Annotated in this window: 24 protein-coding genes and 2 tRNA genes; 17 read left to right on the forward strand and 9 right to left on the reverse strand. The window is 56.1% G+C overall.

Features of this window, described 5'->3' with window-relative positions; genetic code table 11:
* Nucleotides 1–28 precede the first annotated feature (28 nt).
* Complete coding sequence (locus ABEV74_RS08810; RefSeq protein WP_430145217.1) at nucleotides 29–1,780, forward strand: alpha-glycosidase; 1,752 nt, start codon at nucleotides 29–31, stop codon at nucleotides 1,778–1,780.
* Nucleotides 1,781–1,981: 201 nt separating this feature from the next.
* Here ABEV74_RS08810 and ABEV74_RS08815 read toward each other — a convergent pair whose 3' ends face one another.
* Nucleotides 1,982–3,007 carry a LacI family DNA-binding transcriptional regulator gene (locus ABEV74_RS08815; protein WP_430145220.1) on the reverse strand — a complete coding sequence of 342 codons (1,026 nt, stop codon included), beginning with the start codon at nucleotides 3,005–3,007 and terminating at the stop codon, nucleotides 1,982–1,984.
* Between the two features lie 430 nt (nucleotides 3,008–3,437).
* Between ABEV74_RS08815 and ABEV74_RS08820 the strand changes: the two genes are divergently transcribed.
* From ABEV74_RS08820 to ABEV74_RS08875, 12 genes are all read left to right on the forward strand, one after another.
* A complete protein-coding gene (locus tag ABEV74_RS08820; RefSeq protein ID WP_430145223.1) occupies nucleotides 3,438–4,808 on the forward strand; it encodes a sugar ABC transporter substrate-binding protein in 1,371 nt (456 codons plus the stop codon).
* 108 nt (nucleotides 4,809–4,916) lie between these two features.
* Complete coding sequence (locus tag ABEV74_RS08825) at nucleotides 4,917–6,230, forward strand: carbohydrate ABC transporter permease (RefSeq protein WP_062493452.1); 1,314 nt, start codon at nucleotides 4,917–4,919, stop codon at nucleotides 6,228–6,230.
* Complete coding sequence (locus tag ABEV74_RS08830) at nucleotides 6,227–7,066, forward strand: sugar ABC transporter permease (RefSeq protein WP_430145227.1); 840 nt, start codon at nucleotides 6,227–6,229, stop codon at nucleotides 7,064–7,066. The genes ABEV74_RS08825 and ABEV74_RS08830 overlap by 4 nt, the downstream gene beginning before the upstream one ends.
* Nucleotides 7,063–8,757 (forward strand): alpha-amylase family glycosyl hydrolase, encoded by a 1,695-nt coding sequence (locus tag ABEV74_RS08835; protein WP_430145229.1) that lies wholly within the window; start codon nucleotides 7,063–7,065, stop codon nucleotides 8,755–8,757. The genes ABEV74_RS08830 and ABEV74_RS08835 overlap by 4 nt, the downstream gene beginning before the upstream one ends.
* Before the next feature lie 1,000 nt (nucleotides 8,758–9,757).
* Entirely contained in the window at nucleotides 9,758–10,303 is a 546-nt protein-coding gene (locus ABEV74_RS08840; RefSeq protein ID WP_430145231.1) for a GNAT family N-acetyltransferase, read from the forward strand.
* An 85-nt stretch (nucleotides 10,304–10,388) separates the two neighbouring features.
* Nucleotides 10,389–11,159, forward strand: a complete 771-nt coding sequence (locus ABEV74_RS08845) for a DeoR/GlpR family DNA-binding transcription regulator (protein WP_062493441.1) — start codon at nucleotides 10,389–10,391, stop codon at nucleotides 11,157–11,159.
* Between the two features lie 217 nt (nucleotides 11,160–11,376).
* Entirely contained in the window at nucleotides 11,377–11,928 is a 552-nt protein-coding gene (locus ABEV74_RS08850; RefSeq protein WP_430145234.1) for an NUDIX hydrolase, read from the forward strand.
* Nucleotides 11,925–12,599 carry an HAD family hydrolase gene (locus ABEV74_RS08855; protein WP_430145237.1) on the forward strand — a complete coding sequence of 225 codons (675 nt, stop codon included), beginning with the start codon at nucleotides 11,925–11,927 and terminating at the stop codon, nucleotides 12,597–12,599. The genes ABEV74_RS08850 and ABEV74_RS08855 overlap by 4 nt, the downstream gene beginning before the upstream one ends.
* 133 nt (nucleotides 12,600–12,732) lie before the next feature.
* Nucleotides 12,733–13,182, forward strand: coding sequence for a GyrI-like domain-containing protein (locus ABEV74_RS08860; RefSeq protein ID WP_235593167.1), 450 nt, complete (start codon nucleotides 12,733–12,735; stop codon nucleotides 13,180–13,182).
* Between the two features lie 50 nt (nucleotides 13,183–13,232).
* Nucleotides 13,233–14,045, forward strand: coding sequence for a PhzF family phenazine biosynthesis protein (locus ABEV74_RS08865; protein ID WP_430145239.1), 813 nt, complete (start codon nucleotides 13,233–13,235; stop codon nucleotides 14,043–14,045).
* 45 nt (nucleotides 14,046–14,090) lie between these two features.
* Entirely contained in the window at nucleotides 14,091–14,345 is a 255-nt protein-coding gene (locus ABEV74_RS08870) for a DUF2164 domain-containing protein (RefSeq protein WP_213528622.1), read from the forward strand.
* A gap of 465 nt (nucleotides 14,346–14,810) precedes the next feature.
* A complete protein-coding gene (locus ABEV74_RS08875) occupies nucleotides 14,811–15,941 on the forward strand; it encodes a glycosyltransferase family 4 protein (RefSeq protein WP_062493431.1) in 1,131 nt (376 codons plus the stop codon).
* 59 nt (nucleotides 15,942–16,000) lie between these two features.
* On the opposite strand, the gene ABEV74_RS08880 is transcribed toward ABEV74_RS08875, so the two are convergent.
* Nucleotides 16,001–17,059 (reverse strand): YkvI family membrane protein, encoded by a 1,059-nt coding sequence (locus ABEV74_RS08880; protein WP_430145243.1) that lies wholly within the window; start codon nucleotides 17,057–17,059, stop codon nucleotides 16,001–16,003.
* Between the two features lie 156 nt (nucleotides 17,060–17,215).
* On the opposite strand from ABEV74_RS08880, the gene ABEV74_RS08885 reads away from it, so the two are divergent.
* From ABEV74_RS08885 to ABEV74_RS08900, 4 genes are all read left to right on the forward strand, one after another.
* Nucleotides 17,216–17,785 (forward strand): xanthine phosphoribosyltransferase, encoded by a 570-nt coding sequence (locus ABEV74_RS08885; protein WP_062493427.1) that lies wholly within the window; start codon nucleotides 17,216–17,218, stop codon nucleotides 17,783–17,785.
* A 79-nt stretch (nucleotides 17,786–17,864) separates the two neighbouring features.
* Nucleotides 17,865–18,185: a hypothetical protein gene (locus tag ABEV74_RS08890; protein ID WP_062493425.1), complete on the forward strand. Its 321-nt coding sequence runs from the start codon at nucleotides 17,865–17,867 to the stop codon at nucleotides 18,183–18,185.
* 149 nt (nucleotides 18,186–18,334) lie between these two features.
* Nucleotides 18,335–18,553 (forward strand): hypothetical protein, encoded by a 219-nt coding sequence (locus ABEV74_RS08895; protein ID WP_062493423.1) that lies wholly within the window; start codon nucleotides 18,335–18,337, stop codon nucleotides 18,551–18,553.
* 42 nt (nucleotides 18,554–18,595) lie between these two features.
* On the forward strand, nucleotides 18,596–18,997 hold the full coding sequence (locus ABEV74_RS08900) for a TFIIB-type zinc ribbon-containing protein (RefSeq protein ID WP_430145247.1): 402 nt from the start codon (nucleotides 18,596–18,598) through the stop codon (nucleotides 18,995–18,997).
* A 24-nt stretch (nucleotides 18,998–19,021) separates the two neighbouring features.
* Here ABEV74_RS08900 and ABEV74_RS08905 read toward each other — a convergent pair whose 3' ends face one another.
* The 7 genes from ABEV74_RS08905 to ABEV74_RS08935 form a co-directional block, all read right to left on the reverse strand.
* Nucleotides 19,022–19,624 carry a methylated-DNA--[protein]-cysteine S-methyltransferase gene (locus ABEV74_RS08905; protein WP_430145249.1) on the reverse strand — a complete coding sequence of 201 codons (603 nt, stop codon included), beginning with the start codon at nucleotides 19,622–19,624 and terminating at the stop codon, nucleotides 19,022–19,024.
* A 16-nt stretch (nucleotides 19,625–19,640) separates the two neighbouring features.
* Entirely contained in the window at nucleotides 19,641–20,210 is a 570-nt protein-coding gene (locus tag ABEV74_RS08910) for a bifunctional transcriptional activator/DNA repair enzyme AdaA (protein WP_430145252.1), read from the reverse strand.
* 134 nt (nucleotides 20,211–20,344) lie between these two features.
* Complete coding sequence (locus ABEV74_RS08915) at nucleotides 20,345–20,632, reverse strand: PadR family transcriptional regulator (protein ID WP_430145255.1); 288 nt, start codon at nucleotides 20,630–20,632, stop codon at nucleotides 20,345–20,347.
* Between the two features lie 52 nt (nucleotides 20,633–20,684).
* Nucleotides 20,685–20,771: transfer RNA gene (locus ABEV74_RS08920), tRNA-Leu, on the reverse strand.
* A gap of 110 nt (nucleotides 20,772–20,881) precedes the next feature.
* The gene (locus ABEV74_RS08925; protein WP_430145272.1) at nucleotides 20,882–22,957 is read right to left on the reverse strand and encodes an ABC transporter ATP-binding protein; all 2,076 of its coding nucleotides are present in this window, start codon (nucleotides 22,955–22,957) and stop codon (nucleotides 20,882–20,884) included.
* A gap of 11 nt (nucleotides 22,958–22,968) precedes the next feature.
* Entirely contained in the window at nucleotides 22,969–24,723 is a 1,755-nt protein-coding gene (locus tag ABEV74_RS08930; RefSeq protein WP_430145257.1) for an ABC transporter ATP-binding protein, read from the reverse strand.
* Nucleotides 24,724–25,219: 496 nt separating this feature from the next.
* A tRNA-Leu gene (locus ABEV74_RS08935) sits at nucleotides 25,220–25,306 on the reverse strand.
* Nucleotides 25,307–25,400: the final 94 nt, after the last annotated feature.

The raw sequence follows: 25,400 nt of genomic DNA on the forward strand, positions 1-25,400 counted from the left end.
AAACATACTATACGAGGAGTGTTCGGAAATGAATCTGCAAGCCGTATACCATCGCATCAAGCAGAACTGGTCCTACGCTTACGATGCCGAAACGCTGCATATCAGGCTGCGCACCGCGCGCGGGGATGTGCAGCGGGTTCGGCTGCTGTGCGGGGACAAGTACGATTGGAAACGGACGAATATGGAAATCGACATGGAGCGGGGCGTATCGGACGCGTTGTTCGATTATTGGGAGGCGCGGGTCCGACCGCCTTATAAACGGCTCATCTACCGTTTCGCGCTGCATGACGGGGAGGAGACGGTCTATTATTCGGAGGCGGGATTCGATACGGAGCTGACCCCGCAGTATTACAAGGGCGCGTTCGACTTTCCTTACCTGCACGAGACCGACCGGATCGCGCCGCCCGAATGGGTAAAAGATGCGGTATTCTATCAAATTTTCCCGGAACGGTTCGCCAACGGCGATCCGTCGAACGATCCCGACGGGACGGAGCCGTGGGGCGGCGAGCCGACGCCGAAAAACTTCTTCGGCGGCGATCTGCAGGGCGTGATCGACCGTCTCGATTATTTGACCGAACTCGGCGTGAATGCGATCTACTTTACGCCGGTGTTCGAGGCGACGACGAACCACAAATACGATACGTCCGACTATTTCCGGGTCGATCCGCATTTCGGCACGAACGAAACGCTCAAGACGCTGGTGCGGGAATGTCATGCCAGAGGGATACGGGTATTGCTGGATGCCGTGTTCAATCATAGCGGCAGGCAGTTCGCGCCGTTCGTCGACGTGATCGAGAAAGGGGAGGAGTCGCCCTATAAGGACTGGTTCCATGTACGGAAATGGCCGCTTCGGATCGAGGACGGCGTCCCGACGTACGAGACGTTCGCGTTCGAGCCGATCATGCCGAAGCTGAACACATCCAACCCGGAAGTCCGCGATTACCTGCTCAAGGTGGCTTCATACTGGATGGACGAAATCGGCATCGACGGCTGGCGGCTCGACGTCGCAAACGAAGTCGATCATCAATTTTGGCGGGAATTCCGTCAGACGGTCAAGAAGGCCAATCCGGACGCCTATATATTGGGCGAAATTATGCATGACGCGATGCCGTGGCTGCAGGGCGACCAGTTCGACGCCGTCATGAACTACCCGTTCACGAATACGGTCATCGATTTTTTCGCTTCGCAGGAAATCGACAGCGCCGGCTTCGCAGCGGCGATCGGCGCACTGCTCGCCAGTTACCCGGCCCAGGTGAACGAGGCGTCGTTCAATCTTGTCGGCAGCCACGATACGCCCCGTCTGCTGACGCGATGCGGCGGAGACCGCCGGCTCGCCCGACTGGCCGTGCTGTTTCAGTTCACGTTCGTCGGCGTCCCGTGCGTCTACTACGGGGATGAAGTCGGTTTGGACGGCGGCTACGATCCGGGCTGCCGCAAATGCATGGAATGGGATGAAGCCCGTCAGGACCGGGAGCAGCTCGCCTTTTACCGGGCGCTCATCCGGCTGCGCCTGTCCCACCGGGCGCTTCGAACGGGCGGATTCCGCTTCCTGCAGGCGGAGCCGGGATCGTCGTCGCTCGCATACGAGCGTTGGGACGAGCGCGAGCGGTTCGTCATCCTGATCAATCGCGGCGGGCGGCAGGCCGGTTTCAGGCTGCCGGCGGCCGGCACGGAATGGACCGATGCGCTGAGCGGCGAGGCTGTGGCGGCCGCAGGCGGCAACCTTGTCTGCAGCTTGCCGCCATACGGATACAAGGTGTTGCGGAGCAAACGAGTTTGACGCCCGTTTCCGGCTGCATAAAAAACGATTGACAACTGACTTGCCCTCATAATACGATTGAATTGAAGCTTCATACGATCGACAAACAACCTGAGGGCAATGCTTTTTTTTAGAACGCTGCCGTTCTAAAGAAACAACCCCGTTTTCTCATGTTGAGAAGGCGGGGTTGTTTTTTTCGTATCTGCTAGCCGCAGGACAGCCTTAAGCGTCCGCGGGCGGAAGGGAGGATTCGCGCACGACGAGCTTGTGGGGGATAATAATCGGCTGCAACTGACCGCTTTCTTCGCGAACGGCGCGAATAAGTGTCTGGGAGGCGGTGTAGCCGATTTGATAGATGCCGATATCGATGGACGACAAAGGAGGTGTCGCCAGCTCGGAAAGCGACAGATTGTTGAAGCCGACGATGCTCAGATCGCGGGGAACCCGGAACCCGAGCTCCGACAATCCGCGCAGCACGCCGAAGGCGACGATGTCGTCGATGGCGACAAGCGCCGTAGGCCGCTTCGGCAAGTTCATGAAGTAGGACATGGCCCGGTAGCCGCTTTCCTGCAAAAACTCGTCTTCCACGATCCATTCCGGATCGGCTTGCAGGCCGGCGTCGGCCAGCGCTTTGACGTACCCTTCCATCCGGTCTTTGGACACGATCAGATTGGGAGGGCCGCTGACGAAGCCGATTCGTTCGTGTCCCTGCGCGATCAGATGGCGCGTGGCGTCATAGGCCGCCTGTACGTTGTCGTTGTCGACGGACAGAACTTGCGGGTACTGCTCGCTTCGCCCGATCAAGACGAACGGGAAGCTGCGCTCGGCCAAATAGGCGATCAGCGGGTCGTCCCGGCGCGAATAGAGAAGAATGATGCCGTCGACGCGGCGGCCGTTCACCAGGCGCGCGATCGCGTCCACCTCTTCCTGTCCGGATGTGCCGGCGGCCATCAGCAAATCGTAGCCGGAGCGCGAAGCATGCGCCACGATGCCGCGGATCACTTCGGAGAAAAACAGGTTCTGAAACAGCTCGTCCGCCGGGCGGGGCAATATGATGCCGAGCGTGCGTGTCGTTTTGGAAACCAGGCTTTTGGCAATCTCGTTCGGATGATAACCGAGCTCCTTCATAATCCGCCGGACTTTATCCGCCGTTTCCTTGCTGATTCGGGGATTGTTGGAGATGACCCGTGAAACGGTTGACGGCGAAACGCCGGCCTTGCGGGCGACATCGATAATCGTGACAGGCATGGGCAACCACCTTATTCGATCTGGGATGGAGTGCAAACGATTGCGTAAGCAGCAAACTGCGCTGACAATTATGATAACGCATTCATAGACGGAAAGTAAATACGGCTAAAGGACGTAAAGAGACATCAAACAGACATAAATAGAAAAATAATGAAAAAATGAGAAATACATACAAACCAACGAATCATAAGATGATTTTGAAAGAAAACCGGTCTTTTTACGCAGTACAAACGTTTTCACAAACCATGCCGCTTTATTGTATGATGAATGCGCAATATAAAACGTTTTCATTGCCAAAACACGGTGGAATAGACAATCTCGGACAACTGTAATGCGGCTGATGGAAAACGTTTGCGCATGAACATTATAGGCAATCACAAGAACAGGCAGCATGCGATATCAAACTATCATTTTTGCGGGAGGAGTCGTTATGGTGAAAATCGGCAAAAGGGGAATTTGGTTGATCGTCTGTTTTCTCGTCTTCTCGCTGGCCGCGTGTGCGGGAGGATCGGGCGATCCGAAGCCGGCGAACGGGGAGTCGCAAGCTGGCGGCACGGCGAATGAAGGCGGCGGTTCGGAGAAAGCGGGCGGTGAGGAGACGGCCGGAGAGGAAAGCGCCGGAGAGGAAGCGGCCGGCGATGACATCGTTCCGGAAGAGGGCGCCAAGCTGATCGTATGGGAGGGCAAGGAGGAGAAGCCGTTTCTCGAGGCGATGATTGCGGAATTTACGGCCAAGTACAACATTCCGGTCGAGCTGCAGGAAGTGAACGCCCATGATCAGATCGAGAAGATCAAGAAGGACGGCCCTGCGGGCGTCGGGGCGGATGTGCTGGTCATGCCGCACGATGCGCTCGGACGGGCGATTGCGGCGGGCGTCGTCCTGCCGAACGACTGGTATGCGGAAGATACGATAGCCAATTTTGTCGCGCCGGCAGTGGAAGCGTTTACGCATGACGGCATGCTGTACGGCACGCCCCGCAACGTGGAGACTTATCTGCTTTATTACAACAAAAGCCTGGTGAAGCCCGAAGATCTCGCCTCCTGGGAATCGATCAAGGCGTTCGCCAAATCGTTCAACGACCCGCCGAACCGGTTCGGCATCTTGTGGAAACTTGACGATTCGTATTTCAACTACTCGTTCATTGCGGGCTACGGGGGTTATGTCTTCGGGAACAAGGGCACCGATCCGACCGATATCGGATTGAACAACGAAGGCGCGGTGGAAGGGATGAAATTTTTCCAAAGCATGCGCGAAGTCGTGCCGATCAAAGTGGCGGATGCGACCAACGATCTGAAGACCGACCTGTTCCAGAAGCAGAAGCTGGCCATCAATATGGACGGCGTCTGGCAGATGAGCAATTTTACGACGGAGAAGCTTGGATTTGAGGTCGGGGCCGTTCCGCTGCCGCCGATGCCGGGAGACAAGAGGCCGATCGCGTTTGCGGGCGTCAAAGGCTATCTCGTCAGCTCGTTCAGCAAATATCCGAATGCGGCCAAACTGTTCATCCATTACGTAACGTCGGAGCAAGCGATGGTGAAAAACTACGAAATGACCGGAATTATTCCGGCCCGCAACGGCATGGATCAGAACGAAGCGATCAAAAACAACGAAATCGCGGCGGCGTTCCTGGAGCAGTTCAAATATACGGAAGCGATGCCTTCGATCGTCGAGATGGATGCGTTCTGGTCGAATACGATGGGGGCGCTCTTCACACCGATCTGGGATGGGGCGGACGTCAAGCAGACGCTCGACAAAACGGTGGAAAATATGAAAACGTCCATATCGCAATTGCAGCAATGACGACAGGCGCAGATCAGCCTCGAGGCGCATCGGCGGCCGGTTAACTTAAGCGGCGTCACCCGCCGTCTTCGTGCGGGTGACGGCCCATTCGGGAGGGGGAGCAAGCGTATGCGTCGGCATCGTATCACCGCAGCCGCGCTTTCGGCAGTCGCGACGGGATTGGGGCAAATATACAACAGGCAGTACGCGAAAGGGGCGATTCTGTTCCTGCTGTATGTTGCGGGCATATTCTACGCCTCCACGAGACTGGGCGGGGCGATCTGGGGACTCGTGACGCTGGGAGAAACGAAGCAGCAGATGAAGCTGGTCGGCAAAGTATATGTCGTGACGCCGGGCGATCATTCGATTTTTCTGATGGTCGAAGGTCTGATTGTCGTCTTCGCGGTTCTGGTGTTCGTCGCCATTCATATCGGCAATGTGGCGGACGCTTACCGCAGGGGGAAAGAACGGGAAGAAGGGAAGCGGCTTCACAACATTCGGGAAACTTTTCATTATGTGCTGACCTGGAAGTTTCCTTTCATCATCATCACGCTGCCGCTGTTGTTCGTCTTTTTTTTCAGCGTGCTGCCGATATTGTTCTCGGTGCTGATCGCCTTCACCAACTACTCGTCGCCCAATTATTTGCCTCCGGCCAATCTGGTCGATTGGATCGGTTTCGATTCGTTCAAAAATATGTTCTCGCTCAGCAAATGGACGGGCACCTTCTACGGCGTGCTCGGCTGGACGATCGTATGGGCGGTCGTCTCGACGGCGACGACGTTCTTCGGCGGTTTCGCGGTCGCGCTGCTCGTACAGCAGAAGGGCATCCGGCTGCGCGCCATGTGGCGCACGATCTTTATGCTGCCTTTTGCCATTCCGGCTTTTCTGTCCCTGTTGATCATCCGCAATATGTTCAATTCCCAGTTCGGTCCGATCAATCAATATTTGGGCCGGCTCGGCATTACGGGTCCGGAATGGATGTCCGATCCGATCTGGGCGAAAGTGACGGTCGTCCTGGCCAACATGTGGCTCGGTTTTCCGATTTCCATGCTGCTGATCATCGGCATTCTGACGACGATTCCGCGCGATTTGTACGAAGCGGCCGATGTCGACGGGGCGAGCCCGTTTCAGAAATTCAAGGCGATTACGCTGCCGAGCGTCATGTTCGCGCTCTCGCCGATCTTGATCGGCCAATTCGCCGGCAATATTAACAATTTCAACGTCATCTTCCTGATGACCGGCGGCGGTCCGGTGAACAGCGACTACCAGTTTGCGGGAAGCACGGACATTTTGATCACGTGGCTGTACAATTTGTCGATCAGCAACGGCAAATATAACTTCGCCTCGGTCGTCGGCATCATTCTGTTTCTCATTATCGCCAGCTTGTCGATACACAGTTTCCGCCGCACGCGCGCGTTCAGAGAGGATGATTTGCTGCGATGAATAGCAGTGCCCGGTTGCGCAAAGGATTGTGGCTGCTCATCAGCCATCTTCTGTTGCTGCTCATTGCCGTCTTTACCGTGTATCCGGCATTGTGGATCATATTTTCCGCCTTTCGCGAAGGCACGTCGCTGTTCAGCGACACGCTGCTGCCGGAGAAGTGGACGCTGGAACATTTCCGCAGCCTGTTCACCCGATTCGAATTCGCCCAGTGGTACGTCAATACGCTCAAAATCGCGTTCGTGTCCATGCTGTTCGGCACGCTGTTCGTCCTGCTGACCGGCTACGCTTTTTCGCGGTTTCGGTTTGCGGGGCGAAAGAGCCTGATGAGCGGGCTGTTCGTGATCGGCATGTTCCCTTCGTTTTTGACGATGGTCGCGATTTATATTTTGCTGCTTAATATGAACTTGCTCAACACGCATTCCGCCTTGATGCTCGTCTATTCGGCCGGCGGAGCGATGGGCTATCTGCTTGTCAAAGGGTACTTCGATACGATTCCGCGAAGTCTGGAGGAGTCGGCCAGAATCGACGGCGCGAACCATTGGACCGTATTTTTCAAAATATTCCTTCCGCTGTCCCGCCCGCTTATCGTCTTTTTGTCGGTCACATCGTTTGCCGGCGCCTTCAATGATTTCATTTTCGCGCAGACGGTGCTTAGGACCAACGAGAAGCTGACGCTGGCCGTCGGGTTGTACAATATGGTCAATACGAATACGTCGACGCAATTTACGATATTTGCGGCAGGCTGCGTGCTGGTGGCCGTTCCGATTACGCTGCTGTTCATGGTTTGCCAGCGATTCCTCGTCGAAGGCCTGACGGCCGGGACGGACAAAGGATGAGGCGGGGGCGCAAGCGGCATGCGAGGGCAGCGCTCGCATGGCTGCTGTTGACCGTTGCCTTCGGCCTCCTGATCGGCTGCTCGGACGAAGCGAACCCGCCGGCCGTCCTGCCGCCTGATTCTGCGGACAGCGCTGCGGGGATTACGGATGACGGCGTGCTGGGCGAGGCGAATGACGCCGCTGCCAAGCCTTTCGTCATCAAGACGGCGCAGACCCGGATGGGCGCAAGCACGGGCGCCTTCTACGAAATATTCGTACGGTCGTTCTACGATTCGGACGGTGACGGCATCGGCGACCTGCAAGGCGTCATCGACAAGCTGGATTATGTGGCCGATCTTGGCTTCAAAGGCATATGGCTGATGCCGATTCAGCCTTCTCCGAGCTATCACGGCTACGACGTCACCGATTATTACGATATCAACCCGGATTACGGCACGCTGGACGATTTGCGCCGCTTGACGGAAGAAGCGCACAAACGCGGCATCAAAATCGTGATGGATCTCGTCGTCAACCATACGAGCCGGGAACATCCGTGGTTCCTCGATGCGGCCGGCGGAACCGGCAGCAAATATCGGAATTGGTATGTTTGGGCCGAGGATCGGAACCTGGATACCGGCGAAGCCGGTCCGTGGGGCCAGCAAGTATGGCATAAACGGGGGGATTCGACCTATTTGGGCGTCTTCTGGGAAGGGATGCCGGACTTGAATTTCGACGAGCCGGCCGTCCGCCGGGAACTGATCAAGATCGGACAATTTTGGCTGAATCAGGGCGTGGACGGGTTTCGGCTCGATGCGGCGAAACATATATACGGCGATTTCGCTTCATCGGCCGCCGATCCGAAGACGTCGGAACGCAACGTCGAATGGTGGCAGCAGTTCCGCAGCGGCATGGAAGAGGTGAACGCCGACGTCTATTTGATCGGCGAAGTATGGGATGCGCCGCACGTCGTCGCGCCTTATCTGGACCGGGCGCTGGATTCCGGATTCAATTTCGACCTGGCGTCGCTGTTGATCGGCGCGGCCCGGATGGAGCGGGCGCCCGATCTGGCCGGCGTGCTGAACCGCATGTATGAGACGTATGGCACACGATCGGGCGGATCGTTCGTCGATGCGCCGTTCCTGAGCAATCACGATCAGAACCGGGTGATGAGCGAGCTGGCCGGCAATGTCGATCGCGCCAAAATGGCCGCATCGCTGCTGTTGACGCTGCCGGGAAACCCGTTCGTCTATTATGGCGAGGAAATCGGCATGCACGGCGCGAAGCCGGACGAACGGATCCGCGAGCCGATGCCGTGGTCGGCATCCGGCGATGCGGAAGGAGAGGCGAACTGGGAGCCTTCGTATCACCGGCAGCCGGGCGTTTCGGTCGAGGAGCAGCTTGCCGATCCGGATTCGCTGCTGAATCATTACAAGACGATGCTCAAGTGGCGCAATGAAGAGCCGCTGCTTGGCGACGGCGGCATCGCCGCCTTCCCGATCGCAAACTCCGGCGTAGCCGGCTTCATTCGCGTGTGGGACGACGATATGGCGCTTGTCGTCCATAATATGACGGGCGATGCGCAAGTCGTCGATTTGCAGGCGAACGGAACCGTGCCGTTCGCGCGCATCGCAGAGCGGAGCAAGGAAGGGACGTCGCTGGCGGACGGCAAGCTGGAGCTGCCTCCGTACAGTTCCGTCCTGCTGAAACCTTGAAATTAACGGCGGCCGCGCGATCATCGGCCTGCACAATTGCAGATTGAGGGGCTGTCCCAAAAGGTCTAGAATGACCTGGGGACCGCCCCTTCTTTTTTTGTCTTATAGCGGTCTCGTCCGCCACCGGACATTGAGGCAGATGAGTAGCCGTCGCGATTATGTTGCTGTCGGACCGCTCCAGCGGGCCGGTGTCGCCGGCGATAGCCGAAGATGGCTATGCCCGCGGGCTGCGGTGTCGCCGGCGATAGCCGAGGATGGCTATGCCCGCGGGCCGGTGTCGCCGGCAATAGCCGAGGATGGCTACGCCCGCGGGCAGATGCCGCCGTGTTAGCCGAAGATGGCTATGCTCAACGGGCCGGTGTCGCCGGCGATAGCCGAGGATGGCTATGCCCAACGGGCCGGTGTCGCCGGCGTTAGCCGAGCGACCTATTCCGACGGGCAGGGGCCGCCGGTAACAGCTGAAGAGCGGTGAATACTGCAAAAGTGCAGGATTTTTGCCCCCGAAAGATGTCTTTGGCTCAAATTACTGCGAAAGTGCAGGATTTTTTGATCACTTCCGCCATACACGCCGCTTGGAGGCCGAAAATACTGTATTATCGCAGGAATTTGAGCGTTCGGGCTGTTAATAGTGGAAAAAAATTGCACTTTTGCAATATTGGTTTTGAGCCGGGAAAAACTTATCGAATATCCCTCGCACACCAAGCTGACAAATGAGCCATGAACATGTGAGACAGCCACTTCGTTGGAGACATTCACTTGAGACGGTCACTTGAGACAGTCACTTGAGACGGTCACTTGAGACAGTCACTTGAGACAGCCACTTGACACAGCCACTTGAGACAGTCACTTCGTTTTGCGGCATCGCTGCGGCCAGGTTGTTAATCTTATAAATGATTTATGCTATTAAAGATAAATCGCTGTCGTCGCAACATTCGTCCCTGCTATAATGGAAGGAAGAATTTTAACGAAAAAGCATCATAGAGAAGGAAGGTTCGGTACCGTGATCATTCGAGATGCAAACGAGGAAGATATGCCCGCTATCCAGCGGATTTATGCCCGTCATGTGCGGCATGGACTGGCCACTTTCGAAGAGGTGCCGCCGGATGTGCCGGAGATGGCGGTCCGCCGCAAGCAAGTGCTCGGACTCGGCCTGCCGTTTCTCGTCGCCGAAATCGACGGCCGAATTGTCGGGTACAGCTATGCGTCATCGTTCCGGACGCGGTCGGCGTTTCGGTTTACGGTGGAGAATTCGGTCTATGTCGAGGACGGATGGGGCGGACGGGGAATCGGAAGCGAGCTGCTCCGCCATCTGATCGAACGTTGCGAGGCGGGGCCATGGCGCCAGATGATCGCCGTCATTGGGGACAGTGCGAACGAAGCCTCGATCGCGCTTCACAAGAAGCTCGGTTTTCGGACGATCGGCACGCTGACGAATGTTGGCTTCAAATTTGGCCGTTGGGTGGATACGGTTATGATGCAGCGCGAGCTCGGTGAAGGAGGCGGCACTTTGCCGCACGCTCCGGCGCCCGATCCGGGCCGGGTTTGAAATGTTCGTTTTGCAAATCGAATGTTCGTTTGTATACAATAGAAAAAAATAGTATTTTCTTTTATTGTAAAGCAGGGGGTTGAAAATGCTTGAACCGGACGCCTTCGAGTTGAATGCAAGGCAGCGTCTAATTCTGGAACGGCTGATGCTGGAGAAAGAAGTGAAAATATCCGAATTGAGCGAACGCTTCCGGGTGACGGAAATGACGATCAGGCGGGATCTGGAGAAACTGGAGGAAACCGGAACCGTGAAACGGACGTTCGGCGGTGCGATCCACATCGGTCAAGACCTGGCCTTGCAGGACCGGTCCGTTCTGAACATGGAGGCGAAACTGCGCATCGGCCGGAGCGCAGCGGCGTCGGTTCGGCCGGGAGAGTCCATCTTCATCGACGGCGGTACGACGACGTTGCAAGTGGCCAAATGTTTGCCGCACGGGATGAAGATTACGGTCGTGACCAATGCGCTCAATATTGCGGCGGAGCTTCTGAACAAGCAGATTCCGACGGTCGTCACCGGGGGGATGCTGGTCGAAGCGACCAATTCGCTCGTCGGTCCGCTGGCGGCGCAATGTATAAATGACATGGCGTTCGACCGTGCGTTCCTCGGAACGACCGGCATCAGCGCAGGTCACGGCTTCAGCAATTCCAATCTGTACGAAGCGGAAGTGAAGCGGCTCGCGGCTAGCCGGTCGGCGGAAATGAACGTCGTGGCCGACAGTACGAAATTCGGCGTCCGGTCGCTCGCCTCTTTCGCGCCGCTTGCCGCCGCCAGCCGGATTTGGACGGACAGCATGCCGGAAGAGCCGCTGGCCGGCGCATGCGAGGAGGCGGGCGTCAGGATCGAGCTTGCGGAGTAGCAGGCCGGACGCTGATTCCATGCCCATCCGGCCGCTCCCGGCCGTATTCGCCGGTCCGGATCGGGCGCGCCGCCGGGTAATAGCGCCGCCGTTCATTTCCCGGGGAACCGCAACGTACGCCACAACCGCCGCGCTTTCGACAGTATGCCGCTCAGATTTTCGACATTTTCTTTCAAGATGGTCGGCAAGTAAACGGATTTGGGGAGAGGGGATAACGATGAATCCGACATGGGACAGCGGGAAATATCCGGTGTTAAGCCGCGGCGTCGATTGGGGCCCCGTGCATGCGCGTCTCGTTCCGGTTGTGCCGGAAGAAGATTCGCCGATGGTCGGCAATGTGACGATCGTTCCGTTCGTCGGGGAGGCATGCGTTCTGATCCGTCTCACAAGCGGCCGCTGGGAATGCGTCGGCGGAACGTTGGAGCCGGGCGAGCGGTATATGGACGCACTGCGGCGGGAAGTGCGGGAAGAAATCGGCTCGGAGCTCGTAACGTTTCGCCCGTTCGGGCAATTCGAATGTTTTTCCTCGTCGCCTCAGCCTTACCGGCCCCATCTTCCTCATCCGCGGTTCGTCCGGTGCGTCGGCTACGGCACCGTCAATCCGGTCGGCGAGCCGACCAACCCGCCGGATGGGGAGCAGGTGGCGGAGGTGGCGATTGTGTCCGTCAGCGAGGCGGTCCGACGGTTCCGGGCCGACGGCCGCGAAGAACTGGCGGAGCTTTATCTGCTGGCCGACCATATTAAACGGCTCGACCGGGGGGAGCGATGATGAAACGGAAGCTGGATGCGGTTTTGTTCGATCTGGATAATACGCTGCTGGACAGGGACCGAAGCTTCGGCGTCTTCGCGGAAATGCTGGCCCGGCATTATTTTCCCGGGGAAACGCCCGAAAGGCACCGGTTCATCGCCGGGCAGCTCCGGGCTGCGGATATGGACGGGTACAAAGACAAGCACGAGCTGTTTCGCGAGCTGCCGGACATGCTGTCGTGGGCCGGAGCGCCGGCGGCCGACGAACTGTTCGCTTTCTATTCGCGGCACTATCCGGAGCAGGCGACGCTGATGGAAGCGGCCGAAGAGCTGCTGGATTATTGCGGGGAAAGATACAGGCTCGGCCTTATAACGAACGGGGGCAGCGACGTGCAAAATCGCAAAATCGATCGTCTCGGCATCCGGGCTCGGTTCGGTGCGGTTGTCGTGTCCGGGGATGTCGGCATCCGCAAACCCGATCCGGGGATTTTCCGGCTGGCGCTGTCCCTCCTGGATGTGCTGCCGGAACGCGCGCTATACATCGGCGATCATCCGCGCAACGACATGGCCGGCGCCTGCGAGGCAGGCCTGCATACGGTCTGGTTTGAGCGCAATCAGCCCTGGGACAACGCGATTTCGGCGGTGCCGCTTCGCAAAACGAAGAGTCTTCGGGAATTGATCGGTTGGTTGTAATTTGTTATGAATTGAAAAAAATGTAGGAAAATCCGTTTTAAAATTGTGCCATTGGCGGACAATCGTGATAAACTGAGAAAGAAGCGCCATTCATGGCGTACATGCCTCGCGAACTGTACGAAGGGGGATAAGCATGTTGGATCTATGCACGATCGTGAACAAACCTGCTATAAACCTGGTCGGTATCAGTTACTGCGGGCCGTTCTCGACGCTTCCGGACGAGGCGATCCGTTTGCAGACCGAGTTTATCGCCCGAAAACACGAGCTCGGCTCCGCAATCAAGTCGCCCGCGCTCTACAGCCCATATTTCGGCAACGAGGTATTCGCCACCTATTGGGCCTGCTATGAAACGCGCCGTTTGGAAGTTGTCCCGCCGGGCATGGTGCAGTTTACCATCCCGGAGCATCGCTATGCGATGACTACTTGCACCAATAAACGAATCGGAGAAGCCTACGACCAGTTGTTCATATGGATGAAAGAGATGAAGCTGGAAAAGCTGGAGAATGCCGTTTCGATCGAAGTATTCTATATCGACGAGCATCTGGAAGAAGTGCCGGTTGAATTGTATATTCCAATCAAGTGATCGATGAAGAAGTCCGGGCCGTCCAAGCGGACGCCCGAAGGGGAGAAGTTATGAATAACGGTACGATTCATATTATCGATGCGTTTACCGCCGAGCCTTTCAAAGGAAACCCGGCAGCTGTTTGTTTTACGGAGAAGCCGCTTGACGACGAGCGAATGCAGCTTATTGCGGCGGAGATGAATTTGTCGGAGACGGCGTTTCTCGTTCCGGCAGGGGACCATTATTCGCTTCGCTGGTTTATGCCGAAAGCGGAAGTGGAGCTTTGCGGTCACGCGACGCTGGCCGCCGCCCACTTCCTGTGGGAAACCGGACAACTGGAAGGCAAGGCGGCAGCGCGCTTCAGCACGTTGAGCGGCATGCTGACCGCCGTGCGGGACGGCAAGGGGATCATGCTCGATTTTCCTTCCGAACCGGTTACGCCGGACAAGGCGCCGGACGAATTGATTGAAGCGCTCGGCTTGATTCCGCGCTTTACGGGACGCAACCGGATGGATTATCTCATAGAGGTGGAAAGCGAGCGCGCGGTGCGCGAATTGAAGCCGGACAGCGCCCTGCTGAGTGCGTTGACGGCGCGGGGCGTCGTCGTGACAGCGCGGGCCGATGCGGGGACCGGTTACGATTTCGTCTCCCGGGCGTTCTACCCGGCATTGGGCGTGCCCGAAGATCCCGTTACGGGTTCCGCCCATTGCGCGCTGACCCCTTATTGGTCCAAGCGGCTTAGGCGAACGGAGATGACCGCTTATCAGGCGTCGAGCCGCGGAGGATTTTTGCGCGTCATCGACGCGGGCGACAGAGTGAAGCTGATCGGGGAAGCGGTCACAGTGCTGAAAGGCGAGCTCGCGCTTGACGCGGGGCGGAACTAGCCGACCGCAAGTATTGCAGGGAATTGTCGGGAGGCGAGTAACGGTATGGTATTCAAACTGCCCCGCGAAGAGAAAGAGGCGCTAATCGAGCGTATCAGGCTCTATTTTGAAGAAGAAAGGTCGGAGACGATCGGCCGGCTGGCTGCCGAGCAGCTGCTCGACTGGATGCTCGGCGAGATCGGTCCGTACGCGTACAACCAGGGTGTGGAAGACGCGCGCGTATTGATCGCGGAACGCAGCCAGTCGCTGGACGACGAGCTGTATGCGCTCAAGCGGATCAAGCCGGCGCAAAGGCGATAAGGCGGGCGCCGCTTGAAGGCGGCGTCTCGAACGAACGGCAACAGGGACGGCGGCGTAAGCGAACAACAAGTTGCCGGCAGCGGCGGGGGTACTTTTTCTCGCGGCAAAGTCTTATAATATATGAAGGAACGGGTTGCAGCACAGCGTTTGATTTCACGATAGCCAAGCCCGAAGCCCGGACTCAAGCTTACGAAGTAACTTTGCTCCGCAAAGTCTAAGCTTATGCTTACGAAGCGACTTTTCTTCGAAAAGTCTAAGCTTATGCTTATGAAGTGACTTTTCTTCGAAAAGTCTAAGCTTATCCTTACGAAGTGACTTTTCTTCGAAAAGTCTAAGCTTATCCTTACGAAGTGACTTTGCTCCGCAAAGTCTAAGCTTATCCTTACGAAGTGACTTTGCTCCGCAAAGTCTAAGCTTATGCTTACGAAGCGACTTTTCTTCGAAAAGTCTTTAGGAGGTCAGCTTTTGAACATCCTGCAAGCGTTGTTTTTTCCGCCGGAGCAGCCCGGCGGGGTGTCGTCCATGGTTCCGTACATCCGGGAGCGGTTCAATAAGGCAGGCTGGAAGATGGATTTGTTCTCTTTGCCCAAGCGGGTCAGAGGAAAAGGGCATGAGGAAATTGCATTCGAAACGTTCGATGCGGCCGCTTTTGCCGGCGATCCGGTCGTCGACAAATATATGCAGACGTTTCGCGACTATTTGTGGTGGACACGGCTGCGTATCCAGCAAAATTACGACCTCATTCATGCCCATCATCCGATCGCCGCGCTATCCATGAAACGGCTTTTTCCCGATACGCCGCTGGCGGTGACGATCCACTCCAGCTACGAACGCGAGCTGATTTTGAACGGCAAAATCCGCGAAGGCGATGCCGCGCACCGGTTTTTGACGTCGCTCTATGGCGAGCTGGAGGCGAAGGCCGACCGGCTGCTGACCGTTTCCCATTCGTTCCGCTCGTACCTGGCTCCTTACGTACAGGATGCTGAGCGCATTCAGGTCATCCCGAACGGCTTCGACGAAAGACGGTTCAAGCCGGTTGCGCATGAGAACGAAGTGCCGCAGCTCATTACCGTTTGCCGTCTCGTTCCCGCCAAAGGGCTCGACGTTTTGCTGCATGCCTGCGCCAAGCTGAAGAGCCAGGGGCATCCGTTCATGCTCCATATTATCGGCGACGGACCGATTCGCAAAGAGTTGGAGCAGCTCGCGGTGTCGCTCGGTCTGTACGACGATATTATTTTTTACGGTTATATGCTGCACCCCGAACAATTCATGCCGTTCTTCGATGTATTCGTGCTTCCCTCCCGGGCGGAAGCGTTCGGTTCGGTATTTGCCGAGGCGGCGCTTTGTTGGCTGGCGCTCGTCGGAACGAATGTCGGGGGGATAGCGGAGCAAATTACGGATGGCGAGAACGGACTGCTCGTTCCGCCCGACGATCCCGACGCGTTATGCGAAGCGCTGGTGAAGGTCGTTACCGATCCGGCCTTCCGCTATAATCTGGCGCGCTCGGCATGGGAAAGAGCGAAGAAAGAATATTCGCTGCAACGCGTTATTAACCAGCTGAAGCAGGTGTACGCGGAGATGAAGCCCGGTTCCTGACACCGGGTTTTCCGGGCCATTCGTTTGCCGGACCGCTTCCAGGGGCGTCTCTTGGGCGACTAGTTGCGCCCGGGAGGCGTCCCTTTCGCTTCCGTCCGTTGCCGGATGATCAAGGCAAGCCACCCGAGGCTGAAGAGGCCGAACAGCGGATAGAGGGTGGACAATAGCGGCTCGAAGCCGATCCGGCTGGCAAAAAAGCAGATCAGGAGAATGATCGCCGTCAGCAAGTTGCGCGGCCATTTCAGCCGTTCCTGCAACTGCAGCGACAGGCCGTAGATGTCGGCGATCAAGGTCGTGAAAATTTCCGCGAAGATCAAAGCGGTATAAATCCATTGCAAGCCCTGGCCCAGCCCGCGGGCAATGCCGCCCATCGGGATGGCGAATTGCTGAACGCCGGGCATATGCATCGACAAGGCGATATGGCCGGCGAGCAGCATAAAGCCGATCCCGATTCCGCCAATCCAGGCCCCCGCCACAATCGTCTTCCGGTCGCCGATCTGGGCGCCGAGCGGCACGAGAACGGCTTGAGACATCGACAAGTTGAAGGCGGCGTACAGAAAAGGCGCAGCCCAGGCTGCCCACGGCGACAGATCGGTCTTGATCGTCAACCATCGGCTCGAGCCGGGGGATGCGATTGCGTCGGCCAGGACGATCACGGTAAACAGCAGCATAAGCGGTACGACAATGGTGTTGACGGTCAGTATCGATTTCATGCCTTTGCGCAGCAGCACATAACAGCCGGCTATCGTAATGAGCAGTCCAGAGACATACGAGATGTTCCAATGCTCGTAAAAGATCGATCCGGCTCCCGCCATCATGACGGCAATGACCCCGAGCAGAATGACCATCATAAAAAGGCTGACGAGGCGGCCGGCCCGCTCGCCGAACAGCGCTTTGTTCAAATCCTCGTAAGACTTGGCCTGAATTTCTCCCGCGAGCACCATCATTTTGGTGCCGAGCCAGATAAACAGCAGCGTCGCCACCGCAATGGTGAACGTCCCCCAATGTCCGAAACGGGTGAAAAACTGCAAAATTTCCTGCCCTGTCGCAAACCCGGCGCCGACGATCGTGCCGATATAGGTAAATGCGATTTGCAATACTTTGCCCGTCCTTTTCATTTCCCGCCCCCGCTTTCGAAAGCCTTGTACTATACAAGGTATGTCCGTGAATGGACGGGCATGACAAGCCGGCATTTTCGGGCTTCTGCTCCGCGCTTGCGAAAGTTCCGCCGGCTGTGGTAATGTAACGAATAAGATTTTGTGTGGAGGGGTCATATGGAGACGCTCAAGAAGAGAATTTTACAGGAGGCGTCGGTCATCAGCAGCGATGTGTTGAGACTGGATGCGCTGCTGAATCATCAGGTCGATCCGGTATTGACGACGGAGATGGGGCAGCAATTTGCCCGGCTTTATGAGGGGGAGAAGATCACGAAGGTTGTCACGCTGGAATCGTCCGGCATTCCGATCGCCTTCGCGACCGCTCAGGCGCTTGGCGTTCCGCTGCTGTTCGCGCGCCGGAAGAAGACGCTCATCGCCGATCCGGAATCGTATTGCGAACGGGTACCCTCTTTTACGCAAGGCATCGTGACCGACATTATGGTGTCCAAAAAGTTTCTTCACGATGGGGACCGGGTATTGTTCATTGACGACATCATTGCAAACGGAGACGCGGCCCGGGGGCTCATTAAAATTATTAAACGCTCCGGCGCCGAGCTGGCAGGAATCGGGGTCGTCATCGAAAAGACGTTCCAATCCGGCGCGAGAACATTGCGCGAACAAGGAATCCGAGTCGATTCGCTGGTCAAAATCGCCTCGCTCGACAACGGAACCATCACGTTTGCCTGAACGGGCGGCGGCTGATCGATCTTTCGCTGCCGGATCATTTCCTTTATAATATAAAGTAAGTAGAGGGGAGGCGCACAAAATGGCTATTGCAAACCGCGAGTTTTTTGAGTCCAAACTGTCGGATGCCAAAATTCACTTCGAGCGTGCGCTGGATTGCAAGCACACCGAATTCGACGATTTGTACCCTTATATGATCGAGCATCCGCAGTTCTTCTGGTATAAGCGTTACGTAGCCTGGTCCGAGCTGCTGACGGTCGTCAAGCTTTGCGAAGAGCTTGGCATCGAATGGCGGCACCAGTTTACGGACAAGCAGGCGGAGTATGTTTCGAATCGCGTCATGTCTTCCCGCGTGCTGGACGAATGGTATGAAACGAACGACACGAAGGAGCATGTCGGCTGATTCGCGCACAGACTCCCAAAATGCAACACTTCGACCATGCTGCCGCTGACCGGCAGCGTAAATCGCGACAGTCCCCCATATCGCAAGCGTCAGGCGCGATGTGGGGGCCTTTTGCCAATGGGGATGCATTTACAAGATGGAGGAAGAGCATGGTTAGCGAAGAGCAGTTGGATCGGTTCAGGCAAAGCGGCGAAACGGTTCGGGTCGTTCGGGACGGCATCGAGAGCAACGATGTGCTCGGCATCGTGGTGGCCTGGGACGACGAGTCGGTCGTCATCCGCAAACCAAACCGCCGTGTCGTCAAAGTGAGCAGACGCTATATTTATCAGCCGGCTTCCGAAAAACGGGCGAATCCTTTTGACGAATGAGCCGTATAAGGAAAGAGGGCGTGAAAGCGAGGAGGGATTGCGATGAAATGTCCGGTTTGTGAAGATGTGCGCATGCGCGAAGTCGAGAAAAACGGCGTCATGATCGACGTATGCCCGGATTGCAAGGGCGTGTGGCTGGACCGGGGAGAGCTGGACAAGCTGATGCGCGGCGTGCACGAGCTGCAGGAAGAGATCGGGCGAATGGAGCAGGAGCCGTACGATCGGCCTCCGCAAGCGGCTCCGGGAGCGGCGCCACACGCTCCGTACGGCGGTCCGCCCCCAGGCTACGGCCCCCAGCAGGGGTATGGGACGCCCCAGCAAGGATACGGTTACGATCAACGCGGCCATCATTACGGACACGGCAAATCGAAATACGACAAGCACGGTTATCCGTATAAAAAGAAAAAAAGCGTGCTCGATGTCCTCGGCGATCTGTTCGACTAGAGAAAAAAAACGCGAGAAGCCTTGTCAAATCAAGGCGTTTCGCGGTTTTTTCATGTTTGGCCTAGGAGGAGACGAACCGATCGATTCAAATGGCCCACAAGTATAGGGAGGCGATAGGGTCCGTTCCAGTTCCAGCAATTTTGTTTTCATGTCCAGGCCGCCCCGGTAACCGGTAAGCGCTCCGTTTTTGCCGATGACGCGATGACAAGGTACGGTAATTAAAACGGGGTTTGCCCCGATTGCGGCGCCTACTGCGCGAACCGAAGCCGGTTTCTGAATGTGCAGCGCGATATCGGAATAAGATCGGGTTTGTCCGTACGGAATCTGGCGAAGTGCGTTCCATACCGCTTCTTGAAAGGGAGTTCCCCGTAAAACAACCGGAAACGAAAAGGATTGGCGTGTTGCTTGCAAATATTCGACGATCTCAGTCGAGTAGGGACGCAGCGATTCGTCATCCCGAACCAGCGTTCTGCCTGGATAACGGGCGGATGCCCAATCTTTCAGTTCCTCGAACGGCTGGTTATTTGAACCGACGAAGCAAAGCCCGCCTTCCGTCATGGCGAGATGCAGCTTCCATTCCTCATGAGCAAGTAACGACCAGTAGATGAATCCGTTGTCCGGTGCCATTCATTCATCGCCTCCTTTACAGGTTAGCGTGCTGCTTATGCCTTTTGCGGTAGCTTTCCGGGGTATAGCCGGTCATTTTTTTGAACAGCGTAATAAAGTAGGGCGTATTCGGCAAACCTACGCATTCGCCGACTTCTGCGACCGTTTTATCGGTGCGTCTCAACAAGTCCTTGGCGTTATCGATGCGGAATTGTTGAATGAAGGCTGCGGGCGTCATTCCTTTCACCTTTTTGAATGTACGGTGCAGGTGATACGGCGTACCGTGGCAAATGTTTGCAAGATGTTCCAGCTTTAAATTTTCGCCATAGTTCCGTTCGATGTACTCCGTTACGACGGCAATCCATTCTTCATCCGGCAATCGCTGTCCTGTCGGTTTGCACCGTTTGCAAGGGCGATATCGGGTTAGCGCTTGTTCGGCCGAATAATAAATGCCGATGTTTTCTCTTTTCGGCGGTTTTGATTTGCAGGACGGATAACAGAAAATGCCTGTCGATTTGACAGCATAATAAAATTGGCCGTTGTAAGAAGCGTCATTATTGAGGATCGCTTGCCACTGCTCGTCTGTTGCAGGTGCAGGCTCTTGCATATTCGTTCGCCTCCGATAACAAGTATACCCCATGCAGGCCGATTATGCGCGCATTTTGGAATGAAAAAGCAAGATAACGAAATCGATGAATCATTTTGCCTGATATTCGCTTCGGGAACATGGCGGTAATTTGCTCATACCCGGATTCCAATAGCGGCAACGTTTTCGACCAGTTCCTTCCACTCCCGGATCATCCGGTTCAAATATGCCTGACCTTCTTCCGTCAGATGATAATATTTTCGGGCCGGGCCGTTCGGAGACTCGATTTTCGTTATGCTGGCATATCCGCTGGCATTCAGCCGACGCAATATGGTGTAGATCGTCCCTTCGTAAACATCCGGGAACGATAGCCGGACCGATTTCATCAATTCATAGCCTACTATTCCATGATCAATAGCGATTTTTTTCGCCTGGGCAAACAAAAAAGCTCGTAAATCGCCGCAAGGACAATTTTACGAGCAGTTCATGTGAATATGGTGCGGTCGAGAGGACTTGAACCTCCACGGCTGTTACACCACTAGAACCTGAATCTAGCGCGTCTGCCAATTCCGCCACGACCGCAGATGACTCGCTTCCGTGTGGGAAGTAATGATGTCAACAGAAATAATATATCACAAATAAAAGTAGCGAGTCAAGCATTAATTTGAATAAATAATTTCTTTTTGCCGTCATCAAACGGTCGACGCCAGTTCGCCTTGCTGGATTTGATACATCTGATAGTACTTGCCGCGCCGTTTCATCAGCGTGTCGTGATCGCCGCGCTCGACAATTTCGCCCCGGTCCAGCACCAAGATCAGATCGGCGCTCTTGATGGTCGACAGCCGGTGGGCGATGACGAACGTCGTGCGGCCTTTTTTGACCACTTCAAGCGCGTTCTGAATGACCGCTTCCGTCTCCGTATCGATATTCGAGGTCGCTTCATCAAGAATGAGAATGGCCGGGTCGAACGCCAGCGCGCGGGCGAACGAGATCAGCTGCCGCTGACCGGCGGACAGCGTTCCGCCTTTCTCGATAACCGGCTCGTCGATTCCTTTGGGAAGCTGGCCGAGCAGCCGGTCCGCGCCTACGTCACGCAGCGCTTTCTCCACCTGTTCCCGGGAGATCGAAGGGTCGTTCAGCGAGACGTTGGACGCAATCGTCCCCGTGAACAAGAACGGGTCCTGCAGCACGATGCCCATATGCCGGCGCATCGTCTGCCGCGGCATGTCGCGGATGTCGACGCCGTCGATCTTGATGCTGCCGCTTTCGACGTCGTAGAAACGGAAGAGCAGGTTGAGGATGGAGCTCTTGCCGGAGCCCGTATGACCGACCAGCGCAACCGTCTGACCTTGCTTCGCTTCGAACGAAATGCCTTTCAGCACATATTCGTCCTCTTTGTATGCGAACCAGACGTTTTCGAATTTCACGTTGCCTTTATAGCGCGCCATTACCTGATCGGATACGTCTTCACCCGGTTCGTCCATCAGCACGAATACACGCTCCGCGGATACCAGCGCCGTCTCCAGATTGGGCAGCTGATTCACGATGCCGACAATCGGATTGAACAGACGGTTCAAATAATCGACGAACGCGTACAGCACGCCAAGCGTCACGGCATCTTGCGGCCCGCTTATCGAAACGCCTCCGAAATACCAGATCAAGGAGACAAATGCGATATTCCGGATGACGCCGACCAGATTGTGGCCGGTCAGCGCATTCAGACTAAGCAGCCGGTTTTTGAAGTCGAACAGCTTGTTGTTGAACGTCTCGAGCTCCTCTTCCATCATCCGTTCCTTGCGGAAAGCTTTAATGACCGGGATGCCCTGAATCGACTCGTTGATTCTGCCGTTAATTTCGCTGATCGTCGAGCGAATGGTATGGTTGTACCGTTTGGCGGCTTTGCCGTAAATATAGATCCAGACGACCAATACCGGGATAATGAACAGGCATATGGCCGCGAGCCGGACATCGAGGATGAACAAAGCCGCAAATATTCCCGCCATATAGACCGTGCCCGTAAAAAAGTTCGCCAATACCGTCACGTACAGCTCGCGAATCGTTTCCGTATCGTTCGTAATCCGCGAGACGACCTTTCCGGCCGGAAGATTGTCGAAATAGCGGATCGGCAGCCGGTTCATCTGGCCGAAAACATCGATGCGCAATTTGCGGATAATGCGGTTGGCCGCAGCCTGCAAATAGTACCGCTGTCCGTAGGAAAATACCGCCGAAACGAGAATCAGCCCGAAATAAATCCAGCACAGACGGAGAATGCCGCTGAACTCGGGAAGAAAGAAGCGCAGCAGCTCTTGCCGGCTTAATTTCTGCGCGGGGTAGACCGCCGTCTCCGCGCCTGCCGCGATGGCGACGCTGCCGTCGGCCGTTACGCTCCGCGCTCCGTCGGCCGCGATGGGCTGCCCGATGAAATAATAATCGCGTCCCACCTGCAGAATCCGAGCTTCAGGGCCGCGACGTTCGCCGTCGGCAAAGCGGTCTTCCCGTTTGTACAGGGCGCCGTCATACGCTACCGCGTAGGCTCCCGCCGATTCCGTCTGATACCACCGGCGCTCGATGCCCGATATATGCTCGTCGATCAGCCGTTTCGCCACCAGCGGCCCGACCAGGTCGGTACCGACGGCGACGGTCAGCATGAACAACGCAATAAACAGCTGTGTTCGAAAATGCAGCGCGTATTTGACCAGGCGCATGACCGTCTTGCCTTTGCCGATCGTCGTACGGTCGGCGTCCAGGTCATAATGTTCCATTTCCATGCTCATTCATGTCACCCGCTTTCGGATTTCGCTTCCACCTGCTGCCGTTCGAACTGTTCCTTGTACCAGCCGCCCAGCCGCATCAATTCATCGTGCGTTCCCCGTTCGACAATTCGGCCGTCTTCCAGCACGATGATCAGGTCGGCGTGCTGAATAGCGGAAAGCCGGTGGGTTGCGATCAACGTCGTTTTGCCTGCCCGGGTCGACCGGATATTCGCGATAATTTCCGCCTCGGTTCTGGCATCCACAGCGGATAGCGCGTCGTCCAGTATGAGAATGTCCGGATTGGCGATTAGCGATCTTGCGATTGAGACGCGCTGCTTCTGGCCTCCCGACAACGCTACACCTTTCTCGCCGACCAACGTTTCCAGCCCGTTCGGCAGAAACGCAAGATCTTTTTTGAACGCCGACATGGCCAGCGCATGATCCAGTTCGTTGTCCGTCGCATCGGAGGAACCGAACAAAATATTGCTTTTCACCGTCCGGGAGAACAAAAACTGCTCCTGCGGCACATATCCGTACCACGATTTCAGCCGATCCATATCGATCCGCTCGATGGGCACGCCGGAAATGGTGATCGAGCCCTGGCCGGGCGGATACTCACGCAGCAGCTGCTTGATCAGTGTCGATTTGCCGCTGCCGGTCCGTCCCGCAATGCCGAGCGTCTGTCCCGGCTCCAGCACGAACGACACGTCTGTCAAATTGTCGGCGGACGAGGAGGGATAGCGGAACGTCACGTTCCGGAATTCGATCCTGCCGGGCCGTTCCACCGGCTCGGTATTCTCGCGCTCAGGCTCGGGCACATCCGGCTTGTATCCGAGCGTTTCGTAGACCCGGTCGAGCGAAGCGTTGCCCCGCTGCATGATGTTGATTAATTCGCCGACGGCGAACATTGGCCAGATCAGCATTCCGAGGTAGACGTTAAAGGCGACCAGCGCGCCGATCGTCAACTCATTGTGAAACACCAGATACGCGCCGTAACCGAGGCCGATCAAGTAACTGACGCCGACCAGCACTTTGATCGTCGGTTCGAACAGCGCATCGATGCGAACGACGGCCAGATTTTTGTGCAGCACGTTTTGCGTGACGTCGGCGAACTGCTTCTCCGCAGCCCGTTCCTGGGTGAAAGCGCGAATGACCCGGATGCCCGAGACCGTCTCCAGCACGCCGTCGTTCATTTCGCCGAACGCATCTTGCGCTTCCGTGAAGCGCTTGTGAATCCATTTGCCGTAAATGCTGACCAGAATGGCCATAATAGGCAGCGGCAGAATGGCCGCCAGCGTCAGCTTCCATGAGACCAGCACGGTCATCGTCACCAGCAGCGTCGCCATCCACAGCGTCGAATCGAGCAGCGTCAGAATGCCGAATCCGGCCGTCATCGATACGGCTTGCAGATCGTTCGTCGCCCGGGCCATCAAGTCGCCCGTCCGGTTCTTCTCGAAGAAAGTCGGCGTCATCTTCAGAAAATGGCGCATAAGCCGCGAACGCAGCATCCGTTCCACCACGAACGAACCGCCGAACAATTTATATATCCATATATAGGAAATGATGTACACGCCGATCGTAATGCCCGCCAGCTGCAGCAGCGTTACGGTGATCTTCTCCCATGTCATATCGTTCAGCTGAATGGCGTCAATCGAACGGCCGACAAGCATCGGGGGAATGATCTCCAATATTCCCGCAATCGTAAGCAGCGGAATGGCGATCGCGTACCGTTTCCACTCCAGCCTGAAAAACCAGCCGAGTTTTTGCATTACCGAAATCATCAGAAACTCTCCTCTCTCGAATTGCGACAACGGTTCGGCAGGGGCGTTTTGCGAACAAAAAAACACACCGCCCGGAAGCGATGTGCTTTGCTCTGCATAGCAAAAGCGCATGCCACGGTGAACCGTGACATGCGCCTGAATACTCGTTCGGAGTTTACGCGAAACGAACAGCGGTCGCGTTATCCTCTGTTCGAATCCGATAGATCCGGAGTCAGGGCCGTCACGTTAGGGAGTATGAAATTGCGGGCCGAATCGTGAAGATGCCCTAATGAAATAAATACGTTGATCGCTTTCATGACAGTCCTGCTCCTTTCTGTTAAAGTCAAATGGATATAAATGCAAGTTACCACAGTATCTTCAATCGTGTCAATTGTTTTTTTCGATTTGGCATAAACGGTTTTGAATTTCTGCAACAAAAAAACCTTCAACCATGAGTGTCCGGTCAAGCGGAGCGGATCAGGTTGAAGGCTTGTTCGTCATCGTCTGGGATGCAATATGGTGCGGTCGAGAGGACTTGAACCTCCACGGTATTGCTACCACTAGAACCTGAATCTAGCGCGTCTGCCAATTCCGCCACGACCGCATATCGTATCGCAATCACGATAGTTATCTTAGCACGCGCTCCGGCGGAACGTCAAGCGACGGAACGAAGTTCTAATTTTCAGTCAATATTTGCC

Source organism: Paenibacillus cisolokensis (assembly GCF_050481165.1).
Lineage (GTDB): Bacteria > Bacillota > Bacilli > Paenibacillales > Paenibacillaceae > Paenibacillus_AH > Paenibacillus_AH cisolokensis.